Source organism: Acinetobacter sp. 766875 (genome assembly GCF_000582055.1).
In the GTDB taxonomy this organism is placed as follows: domain Bacteria; phylum Pseudomonadota; class Gammaproteobacteria; order Pseudomonadales; family Moraxellaceae; genus Acinetobacter; species Acinetobacter nosocomialis.
In genome coordinates this window covers 37,590-43,739 of record NZ_JEXX01000031.1, presented here as the reverse complement: position 1 = coordinate 43,739, position 6,150 = coordinate 37,590, and the positions used below count along the sequence as shown (strand labels likewise).

Annotated in this window: 6 protein-coding genes; 4 read left to right on the top strand and 2 right to left on the bottom strand. The window is 42.0% G+C overall.

From position 1 onward, the window contains the following. The 4 genes from J576_RS20110 to pcaD all read left to right on the top strand — a co-directional run. The coding region (locus tag J576_RS20110) for a CoA-transferase (protein WP_001987077.1) at window positions 1–108 on the top strand (108 nt) is incomplete at its 5' end. 18 nt (window positions 109–126) lie between these two features. Continuing rightward, the gene (locus J576_RS18185; RefSeq protein ID WP_002048850.1) at window positions 127–780 is read left to right on the top strand and encodes a 3-oxoacid CoA-transferase subunit B; all 654 of its coding nucleotides are present in this window, start codon (window positions 127–129) and stop codon (window positions 778–780) included. A gap of 496 nt (window positions 781–1,276) precedes the next feature. Further along, the gene (gene pcaF / locus J576_RS18180; RefSeq protein ID WP_033855721.1) at window positions 1,277–2,491 is read left to right on the top strand and encodes a 3-oxoadipyl-CoA thiolase; all 1,215 of its coding nucleotides are present in this window, start codon (window positions 1,277–1,279) and stop codon (window positions 2,489–2,491) included. Between the two features lie 10 nt (window positions 2,492–2,501). Beyond that, window positions 2,502–3,281, top strand: coding sequence for a 3-oxoadipate enol-lactonase (gene pcaD / locus J576_RS18175; RefSeq protein WP_002048857.1), 780 nt, complete (start codon window positions 2,502–2,504; stop codon window positions 3,279–3,281). 56 nt (window positions 3,282–3,337) lie between these two features. On the opposite strand, the gene J576_RS18170 is transcribed toward pcaD, so the two are convergent. After that, window positions 3,338–4,825, bottom strand: coding sequence for an NAD-dependent phenylacetaldehyde dehydrogenase (locus J576_RS18170; protein ID WP_002048861.1), 1,488 nt, complete (start codon window positions 4,823–4,825; stop codon window positions 3,338–3,340). 32 nt (window positions 4,826–4,857) lie between these two features. Then, window positions 4,858–6,075, bottom strand: a complete 1,218-nt coding sequence (locus tag J576_RS18165) for a hypothetical protein (RefSeq protein WP_081400891.1) — start codon at window positions 6,073–6,075, stop codon at window positions 4,858–4,860. Window positions 6,076–6,150 lie beyond the last annotated feature (75 nt).

The following is a 6,150-nucleotide window of genomic DNA, read 5'->3' as shown; positions in this document are numbered from 1 at the left end:
ATTGCCCAGGTTTCTGAAGTGGTTGAGCTGGGGGGATTAGACCCTGAACACATCATCACCCCAGGCATTTTTGTACAGCATGTTGTACAAGTACAGCCCGCACAGTAAGCAATAAGGAGAAATAACATGAGCTACCAGAAACTCAGCCGTGACCAGATTGCACAACGTGTGGCACAAGATATTCCCGATGGCGCCTATGTAAACTTGGGCATTGGCTTACCGACTAAAATTGCCAGCTACTTACCTAACGATAAAGATATTTTCCTTCATTCTGAAAATGGCCTATTGGCATTTGGCCCACCACCAGCTGTAGGTGAAGAAGACCCTGAACTGATTAATGCGGGTAAAGAGTTTGTGACCATGCTAGAAGGCGGCAGCTTTTTCCACCATGGCGATTCATTTGCGATGATGCGTGGTGGTCACCTTGATATTGCGGTACTTGGTGCATTTCAGGTTGCAGCCAATGGTGACTTGGCGAACTGGCATACAGGTGCGCCGGATGCGATTCCTGCGGTGGGTGGTGCGATGGATTTGGCGGTTGGTGCCAAGAAAGTATTTATCACTACAGACCATGTGACCAAACAAGGTGAGCCAAAGATTGTGGCTGAGCTGACTTATCCGGTAACGGGTAAACACTGTGTGGATCGTATTTACACCGATCTGTGTGTGATTGACGTGACCAAAGATGGTTTAAAGGTGATTGAGAAGGTTGAGGGTCTTAGTTTTGAAGAGTTACAGGCTTTAACGGGTGCAACTTTGATCGATGCAACTCAAGGGTAAAGTTTACACAGCATAGCCAATGCTACTACTGTCATTGCCTGTAAATGATAGTGGTCTTCGAAAGCCCTTTGTATAGGCAGTACCTTACTTTTTAAGGATAAAAAGTAACAAAAATCCTTTGTCACTCAGACACAACATCCCTGTTGTGCTGAGTAACGAGGCGACATCCATGTCGCCAACGCGAAACACTGGATGGAACTCTTTGAATACGCGGTTCTTGTTTATTAATTTGGATTTTACCGTAATTCGCTATTGTGACAGGCGACATGGATGTCGCCCGTTGGACAGGGAGGCATGGAAGCCTCCTCTGTTCAACAAAGGTTTTTGGTTACTTTTTTAAAAAAGTGACATGAATTAACTACTGGCATTTGACTCAACACGATAAGACTCCGTCATGACTACTTCGAACTTAGTAACCATGATCAGCACCAGCAAATGCTAAAAAGTTTCACGATGTAGCAATGACAGCAACAGATTTCAAAATGGAAATGTAAGAATGAAAAACGCTTATATCATCGATGCCATCCGTACTCCATTCGGCCGTTATGCCGGTGGCCTTGCACCTGTCCGTGCCGATGACCTTGGCGCTGTGCCGATTAAAGCTCTTATGCAGCGTAACCCAAATATTGATTGGGAGCAGGTCGATGATGTGATCTATGGCTGTGCCAACCAAGCCGGTGAAGACAACCGTAATGTCGGCCGTATGTCAGCACTGCTTGCTGGTTTACCCTACCAAGTGCCGGCAACCACCATTAACCGTTTATGCGGTTCATCACTCGATGCCATTGCCATTGCTGCCCGTGCCATTAAAGCAGGTGAAGCAAACCTGGTGATTGCAGGTGGTGTGGAAAGCATGAGCCGTGCGCCCTATGTGATGGGTAAGTCAGACAGTGCTTTTGGCCGCAGCCAGAAGATTGAAGACACCACTATGGGTTGGCGCTTCATTAACCCGAAACTTAAAGAATTGTATGGTGTAGACACCATGCCCCAGACTGCCGAAAACGTGGCTGAACAGTTCAACGTCAATCGTGCAGATCAGGACCAGTTTGCCTTGGTGAGCCAACAACGCACCGCAAGCGCGCAAGCCAGAGGCTTTTTTTCTAAAGAAATTGTGGCAGTTGAAATCCCTCAGCGTAAGGGCGATGCTGTTGTGATTGATACCGATGAACATCCACGTGCATCGACCACCCTTGAAGGTTTAAGCAAACTTAAACCAGTTGTGAAAGCAGATGGCACAGTTACTGCAGGTAATGCTTCAGGTATTAATGATGGCGCAGCAGCTCTACTGATTGCTTCTGATGAAGCAGTTCAGGCTTACAACCTCAAACCACGTGCCAAGATCATTGCTTCAACAGCGGTGGGTGTAGAACCACGCATTATGGGTTTTGCTCCGGCCCCCGCCATTAAAAAATTACTGAAACAAGCCAACCTGACTTTAGAGCAGATGGATGTAATTGAGCTTAACGAAGCCTTTGCTGCACAGGCTTTGGCAGTGACCCGTGATTTAGGTTTGCCAGACAACTCTGACAAGGTCAATCCAAACGGTGGAGCAATTGCATTAGGTCATCCACTGGGTGCCTCGGGTGCACGTCTTGTGACTACAGCCTTAAACCAGCTTGAGCAAACAGGCGGCCGTTATGCCTTGTGTTCAATGTGTATTGGTGTAGGACAAGGTATTGCTTTGATTATTGAACGTGTTGAAGCACTTTAAGGAGAAACAAATGCCATCTTTTCAATCTGCCGATGCACAAATTAACTATCAAACCTTTGGTGAGCCATCTTCCCCTGCTCTGGTGTTTTCAAACTCTTTGGGCACCAATTATGGTATGTGGCAAAAACAGTTCAATGAGTTAAAAGATCAATTTTTTGTGATCTGTTATGATACACGTGGCCACGGTTCATCATCTACGCCTGACGGTCCATATACTGTAGAGCAATTAGGTGAAGATGTTGTCCGTTTACTCGACCATCTAAATATTAGCAAAGCTGCTTTTTGTGGTATTTCAATGGGCGGTTTAACAGGTCAATGGCTTGCGATTCACTACCCTAACCGTTTTAGTCATGTCATTGTTGCAAATACTGCCGCTAAAATCGGACAAGAGCAGGCGTGGCTTGACCGTGCAAAATTAGTACGTGAGCAAGGTTTACAGCCAATCGCAGCTACAGCAGCTTCGCGATGGTTTACAGATCCCTTTATCCAAAGTCATCCTTCAATTGTCAACAACCTGTGTAACGACTTAAGTGCTGGCAGCGCAATAGGTTATGCCAATTGTTGCGAGGCTTTGGCTAAAGCGGATGTCCGTGAGCAGTTAAAAGACATCAAAATTCCTGTATTGGTGATTGCTGGAACTCAAGACCCAGTAACTACAGTTGCAGATGGCGAGTTTATGCAGCAACGTATTCCGCAATCAAAACTTGCAGAAATAGATGCCTCTCATATTTCTAATGTCGAGCAACCAGAAGTTTTTAATAAAATCTTAAAAGATTTTTTAGTAGGTTAATTTTAATGATTCAAAAAAATGGCCTATATAGGCCATTTTTTATATCTCGTAGAAACTTAATACCGAATCATGACCGATTTTAATTCGGTGTAATCTTCAATAAATGCATCTGAAAACTCTCTGCCAATTCCTGAAGCTTTCACCCCACCAAATGGCACTGATGGGTCTAAGAACGTATGCATATTTACCCATAAGGTCCCTGCTTCAATTTTAGGAATTAAACGTAAAGCTTTAGATAAGTCATTTGTCCAAATACTTGCCGTTAAACCAAAGCGTGACTGATTCATCAGTTGAATGAGCTCTTCATCAGTTTCGAATGGCATTACACCAACCACTGGACCAAAAGTTTCTTCTGAAAATAAAGGATCATCCGTATTTTTAAAGGAAATTAAAGTCGGTTGTACAAAATATCCGGTCTGATCTAAAGCCTCACCTCCAGCAATAATCTGGTTGTTGGCTTTAGCCATATCTAAATAATGTTTCACTTTATGAAAGTGTGGCTGATTAGAGAGTGGACCAAACATACTTCCGTCATCCATAGCCGATCCAATTTTTAAACTAGAAAGTGCTTTAGAGAGTTTCTCAACAAGTTCATCATATTTTGTACGATGTACAAAAAAACGCTCTGGAGATGCACAAACCTGGCCTTGATGTACAAAAGTTGCTTGCAATAAAGTCGGTAAAATCTCATCAATATTTGCATCTGCCAAAACAGCTATAGCATTTTTACCGCCTAACTCTAGACTTACACGGGTTAAATCGCTGCTCATTGCGAGTTTACCAATGGCAATACCTGTTGGTACCGAACCCGTAAACGAGACTTTCTTAACGAGCGGCGACTCAATTAAATATTGCCCTGTATCGCCCTTACCCGTAACTACATTAATTACACCAGCCGGAATACCTGCCTCAATAGCAAGTTCAGCTAAACGTAATAATGATAAACTGGCGAACTCACTTGGTTTAAGCACAATGGTACAGCCAGTTGTTAAAGCTGAACCTATTTTCCAAACTCCAATCATCAGTGAAAAATTCCAAGGCACAATCCCTGCAACTACACCCACTGGTTGCCTTAAAGTAAAGGCCGTATATTTTTCTCCTTGCATAGAAGGAATAGAGGGTTGCATGGTTTGGCCATTAATTTTGGTTGCCCAACCTGCAAAATATCTTAAGAAAATAACGGATTGTGCAACTTCAAGATGACGGGAAATATTGATAAGCTTTCCTGTAGACAACGTCTCGAGCTGTGCAAGTTCTTCACCATGTTGCTCAATTAAATCTGCTAACTTATTTAGTTTAACGCCACGTTCATACGGCGTCGTTTCAGCCCAAGCATTTTGAAAAGCATGTTCAGCACTTTTGACGGCGCTTTCGACATCTTGTTGACTACCAATGCTAATTTGAGCAACGACTTGTTCAGTAGATGGATTTACAATATCCACTTTATCTAAAAGCTCGGCAGCAACTAACTTTCCATCAATAAAATGTCCATGTTGTCGCGCTATAAATTGCTGTACGCTTTCTAAAATCTGAACTTCGCTCATTTTATTTCTCTCAATTCATTTAAAAGGATTTATTAATAGATGTATTGCAGAATCAACTGCGCATAGACATTGGTTTTGTCATCGTAGTTTTGTGTACCACCACTATGGATATCGTTTTTCGGTTTATAGAGCCCAACTAAAGGAATAACATTGAATTTTTTATTAACCGACCAAACTGAAAACACATCTAGTTCATGTCCATCTACATTAGTTAAAGATTTATTAACTGTTTTGAACTTATAGGCCAAAGCACCCAACATAAAATTTTCTTTCAAGTTCATCATGTAAGAAACTTGATGAATATTTGCATTTTTATTGAATGGTCCAGCATAGTTTCCCGCAACTTCACCCTGAAACCATGTACCAAAGCCGACCGTATTTCCATAAAACATAGGGTCATATTGGTCTGAAAAATGACTAAAACGGTAGCCTAATGAAGGCGTATATTTTGAAGATAAAAAGTTATAGTTCAGCGCTAAGTAGCCAGCATTTTCTTGGCTATCTTTTTTATCTTGAACCACAAACTCAGTTTTAACTTGTAGCTCTGGTAAAGGCTGATAATTCAAACGTAAAGCATAATTTTTAAGATCTTCGCGCCCTGAAACGTGTTCAGCATCTTCAAGGTCTAATACATTTAAGTAAGTAAACCCAACGCCCTTATCTTTAAGCTGATACATCAGATCAGTCACAAAGAGTTCTGGGGAAAATTGTGCTTTATTATCTGACTTTAAATAAGCCATCTTTAGCATTGTATTCTCTTGCGGTTTGTACTGAAGCAAACTTGTAAAATCAAAGCTTCGACGAGCTGCCAGATAATATGCACCGCCCCGATCGAGTGTGCCATCCGCAGGCGCTTTTCCAAGGTTTAATGCATCACCCGCAATAAAGAACCCGTCACCAATCATGATATTTTGCCGACAGATACTTAAATCATAGGTCGTTAACTCATCTTTATTGGTGCCGTCTTTAAAACCAATGACCCATTCATTTACATCTGTTTTGCGTTCTTTACCATTACTATTTTGGCCTGCGTCACCATCACCAAATGTTGCCGAGCTAATACCACTCAAACTTGCATAGAGCTGATTGTTTTTAAAGGTGTATTGTCCTTTAGCACCATATTTAAGATGACCTTCTTGCCAATTGATTCTTTCATCATCTAGGTTTTCGCCGTTATAACTTTTACCACTACTAAAAGCCCCAAAAGTTGCTTCAAAAGTTGGCTTAATTTCTAGCTCACTAGCATGCACAGTTGAAAAAAATGAGACAAAGAAAGTCCCTCTCATAACCTGAGAAAATAAATTTTTCATTGAGAAATTCCTTTT

What these genes read in the sequence shown, in the direction of transcription:
- J576_RS18185 (WP_002048850.1), top strand. Translation starts at nt 127, where the DNA reads ATGAGCTACCAGAAACTCAGCCGTGACCAGATTGCACAACGTGTGGCA.
- pcaF (WP_033855721.1), top strand. Translation starts at nt 1,277, where the DNA reads ATGAAAAACGCTTATATCATCGATGCCATCCGTACTCCATTCGGCCGT.
- J576_RS18170 (WP_002048861.1), bottom strand. Translation starts at nt 4,825, where the DNA reads ATGAGCGAAGTTCAGATTTTAGAAAGCGTACAGCAATTTATAGCGCGA.
- pcaD (WP_002048857.1), top strand. Translation starts at nt 2,502, where the DNA reads ATGCCATCTTTTCAATCTGCCGATGCACAAATTAACTATCAAACCTTT.